This is a genomic window from Pseudomonas sp. Sample_9, from assembly GCF_004307535.1.
In the GTDB taxonomy this organism is placed as follows: Bacteria; Pseudomonadota; Gammaproteobacteria; order Pseudomonadales; family Pseudomonadaceae; genus Aquipseudomonas; species Aquipseudomonas mercuritolerans.
In genome coordinates, this window is the sequence record NZ_RAZO01000061.1 from 1 (window position 1) to 3,770 (window position 3,770).

At 57.2% G+C, this 3,770-nt stretch carries 3 protein-coding genes and 1 pseudogene; 2 read left to right on the forward strand and 2 right to left on the reverse strand.

Annotated features, from left to right (window positions below; all coding sequences use genetic code 11):
* Positions 1-137 (forward strand): annotated as a pseudogene (locus D6877_RS03560) (L-threonine dehydrogenase); the annotation flags it as partial.
* On the opposite strand, the gene D6877_RS03565 reads toward D6877_RS03560, so the two are convergent.
* Entirely contained in the window at positions 98-775 is a 678-nt protein-coding gene (locus tag D6877_RS03565) for a hypothetical protein (RefSeq protein WP_130909877.1), read from the reverse strand. The pseudogene D6877_RS03560 and the gene D6877_RS03565 sit on opposite strands and share 40 nt — an antisense overlap.
* Positions 776-980: 205 nt before the next feature.
* Here D6877_RS03565 and D6877_RS03570 point away from each other — a divergent pair, with 205 nt between their 5' ends.
* The gene (locus D6877_RS03570) at positions 981-2,288 is read left to right on the forward strand and encodes a delta-60 repeat domain-containing protein (RefSeq protein WP_130909878.1); all 1,308 of its coding nucleotides are present in this window, start codon (positions 981-983) and stop codon (positions 2,286-2,288) included.
* Positions 2,289-2,317: 29 nt separating this feature from the next.
* On the opposite strand, the gene D6877_RS03575 is transcribed toward D6877_RS03570, so the two are convergent.
* Entirely contained in the window at positions 2,318-3,484 is a 1,167-nt protein-coding gene (locus tag D6877_RS03575) for an MFS transporter (RefSeq protein ID WP_130909879.1), read from the reverse strand.
* Between the last annotated feature and the right edge of the window lie 286 nt (positions 3,485-3,770).

Here is a 3,770-nt window from a genome sequence, read left to right on the forward strand (position 1 = left end):
GACTGCGTGAGCTGGGCGCGAAACTCAGCGACATCCCGGTGCTCGCCGCCAATGCCTTGAAGGACGCCTGCGGACTGACCAATCCACGGGCGGCAGATCAGCGCCAGATCGAAGAGATTTTCCGTAACGCATTTTGAATGAAGGTGCGCAGGCGAGCGAAGTCGAACAGTCCTTCGCTCGCTTCTGCGACCACCGTAAAGGTGCGTACGCCCGCCCAGTTCGACGCGACGCCGTCCAATCGATGATTGACGGAAACTCTGTGTACTCGCGCACCGAGACCGGTCAGCTGTGTGAACCAGGTCATGTCAGGCTCAACCCTTACCTGAGCGAGGTGGCGACCGTCGTTCAGATCGACAATGTCGACGTAACCGCCTGCGCGAGGCACTGTTCCCTGGAATGTCACGACATCGCTGACCTGCTCGCTTTCCCCAGGCAAATTGATGACAGGGGCATCATCTGTTGCGTTGGCTCTGAATGAGCGAGGGGCGGACCACTCCGAGGCGGCGCCCGCTATCACGCGAGCACGGATCTGATGAAGTCCCGGAGCGATTTCTTCGAAAACATCAACTGTCCAGCGTTCGTCGCTTCCGATGGGGCCTGAAGCGTAATGGAAGTTTTCCCCGGCATCCCATATCTCGATCAAACCACCCGCCGGCCCCGTTCCGAACAGTACGGGACGGCGTGCGGTTTTACCGCCCTCAAAAGGAAATACGATCGTCGGAAGCCCCGGCTGGGCGTCCGTTGGATGTCCGTTGCTCATGACCGGTTTGCTCATTCAGAAATGATGAATGAACAGGTTTACAGATTTGAACCGGTTTTGGACCTGTAAGAACTACCAGTTTTTTAGACTTGGTTGGTTGGACGTCAATAGCCTTAAGTTCTAAAAAACTGTCATTTATGTCAGTTGTTCAACATGGCTTCTTCGGGTCGAATGCTCTGAACAAGGGGGTCGACGTCGATCTCTTGAAGAGAATACGAACATGTCGAAATCCCCCGCGCCAAAGGCACCCAAAGCACAGTCAGCCGGAGAGCTGGATGAGCTTTTTGGTTTGCGAACCCTGAAATTTCCCGGGGCGAGCAAAACCATCAGCAAAGGCGTGGCGATCACTCCTTCAGGGAAGATCATGGTCAGCGCAACCGTTGAGCGATCAGGTCATTCGTACTACGGCCTTGCTCGTCTGGATGCCAACGGGAGTCCGGACTCGAGCTTCGGTGACGCCGGCTATCTGTCTGGCCACTTTGGTACACCTCTGCTCTCGCAAGGCGGACACTTGCTAGTGGATGCGGACGATGGGCTGATCTGGATGTGTGGGGTGATTGGCATCATCGAGGACGAGGTCATTAAACTCCACCAGGTCATCGCCCGGTTCTTGCCCGACGGCTCGCCGGACATCGCGTTCGGCGACGACAGGAGCGGCTACCAGATTGTGCCTACGCGTATCCCTTTGTTGTCCGGTGCCACGCATGGGCGATTTATTCTGACGAAATCTACCCCGCAGGTTGAAGGGGCGGACGGGCTGCTTTTCGTGACGTCTCAAAACGGTAGTGGTTTGTTGACGCGGTTGCTTCGCGGTGGCGCGAATGATCCATCGTTCGCTGACAAAGGCTGGCTGGTCCTGACGCTGCCTAAGGTAGCCATTTCATTGTCGGGGATCATTCAGCTCGCCAACGGGCTGATTCTGGTGCATGGCAAAATCGAAGTTACCAATCAGGGATTGGTCATGGCATTCGACAGCAGCGGAAACGTCGCAGAACAGTTTGGCGACAAGGGAGTATTGGTGCTGAACATCCAAAGGGATGGCAAACCGCTCGAAAGCCACGTGGAGAACATCGTTGCGCAAACGGCAGAGCGCCTGCTGCTGCTCGGTTCGGCGGTCGAATCAACGCAAGGTATGAAGCTCCAGCATGGTGTGATCAGCGGTATCACCGACGCCGGTCAGATGGATACAGCGTTCGAGAATCCTGTGATCACCCCCGCAATACAGACACTCGATCTCAGGAGTTGGAAGGCAGGCTTCGCGCTGAATGATATCGACGACGGACGGATCGTCGCGGTCGGGCAAACCTCGGGCAATTCACGAGGCTTGCTGACGGGAGGTTTTGAGGTCGACGGCGCGGTGGATGATTCTTTTGATATCGAAGGCGCGAAGGACATTTCGTGGCCTGCCATCGATGCCTGCTTGCAAGGCTCATCCATCCTGGTTTTGGGCCGCAAAGACGACAGCGCGCAGTTGGTTCGCTTGCTGACCGCGGCCATCACAAAACCCGCACAACGCCGTCGCCGATAATCGATTCAAGGTAAAGCTCGCAACGCGTTCTAACGGATGTCTCCCCTCGGCGTGAACCGCACGCACAGCATCGCGCCCACTGCCAGTAACACGCACAGCAGCGACAACGGCCAGGCTTGGGGGCTGGCGATCAGGCTGGCCATCGCGCCAATGATCGCCGCCATCAACTGATGGATAAAACCGCTCAACGCCATCGCATAAGCCCCGGCGATCGGTGCGCCATCGTTGGCGCGAGACAGGCTGATCGGGTAGTTCAAGGATTGGCCAAACACTGCCACGCAATAGGGCAGCCAAAACAGAATGGCGATGGAGCTGGCCGTCAAGCTTCCCAGCAACATCACGCCACTGCCCGCCAAGACCAAACCCACGCCAATGGTCATCAACCGCGCCTGACCGGTACGCACGACGAAGCGGTTGACAGCCAGTGCGCCGAGAAAATACGCCGCGCTGATCGGCCAGCCGAGCAGTCCGTAATCCACCGTCGACCACGCGAACGGCCCCTGCAGAATCAGCGGTGCGGCAGTGTTGAAAGCGATGATCACGCCGTAGCCCAAACCACCCGCGAGAGCCGGAAGAAGAAACGTCCGGTGCAACGCAATCCGTCGATAAGCGGACCAGGATGAGGTGCTGACGGGTTCGTCAGTCATCGAAGGGAAAGTCACTCGCGAGACAATCACCGCCATCAACAGGCACGTCACACCGAGCAAGTAGAAGATCGCCTGCCAGCCCAGCGTCACCTCGATGAGCGAGCCCAGATATTGGCCGATACCCAGCGCCACCACGAACGATATCGAAATCCACGACAGCGCCTTGGCGAGGAGATCGCCGCGAAAACTGTCGCGGATCAGCACCCGCGCCATCACCGAAATACCGCTGGCACCCACGCCTTGCAACAATCGCAGCAGCAAAAACGATTCAAGCGTCGAACCCGTCGGTAACGCCAGATTGCTCAACCCATAAATAACCAGCGCTGCCAGCAACACCGGTTTGCGTCCGATGCGCTGCGCCAGACTGCCCCAGAACAACATCGGCAGCGCCATACCGGTAAGGTACAGCGACAACCCCCACGCCACCTGCGCAGGTTCGGCGCGCAGATAACGGGCAATCTCCGGCAGCGCCGGCAGATAAATACTCATGCCCAGTTGGGCGAGGAAAACCGTGCTGCAGGTGATCAGAAGGGTGACGCGGGCGTTCATGGCTCATCCCTGTTTCAGTCGCTTGTTGCCCTGCATTACGGATCCACCGCTGGTGCAAAGACTTTACAAAGCAAAAAGTCCGGAATAAATCGGCGGTTTCCGTCATTCCTGAGAGGCGGCGCAGTTTAGTTTGTAGGGCGAAACCATGAAAGTCTGCGGACTGTTCACATGTCTGACTAAAACGAAAACCGGGCTATCCTGCCGATTCAAATCACTCAGTACTCGAGCTTCCCATGCTGCAAAAAAGCCTGATCCGCCGTCTCGACCTGATCACTCTGCAACTGTT

Bases quoted from the DNA above. Each gene is read 5' to 3' on its own strand.
- D6877_RS03565 (WP_130909877.1), bottom strand. From the start codon at position 775: ATGAGCAAACCGGTCATGAGCAACGGACATCCAACGGACGCCCAGCCG.
- D6877_RS03570 (WP_130909878.1), top strand. From the start codon at position 981: ATGTCGAAATCCCCCGCGCCAAAGGCACCCAAAGCACAGTCAGCCGGA.
- D6877_RS03575 (WP_130909879.1), bottom strand. From the start codon at position 3,484: ATGAACGCCCGCGTCACCCTTCTGATCACCTGCAGCACGGTTTTCCTC.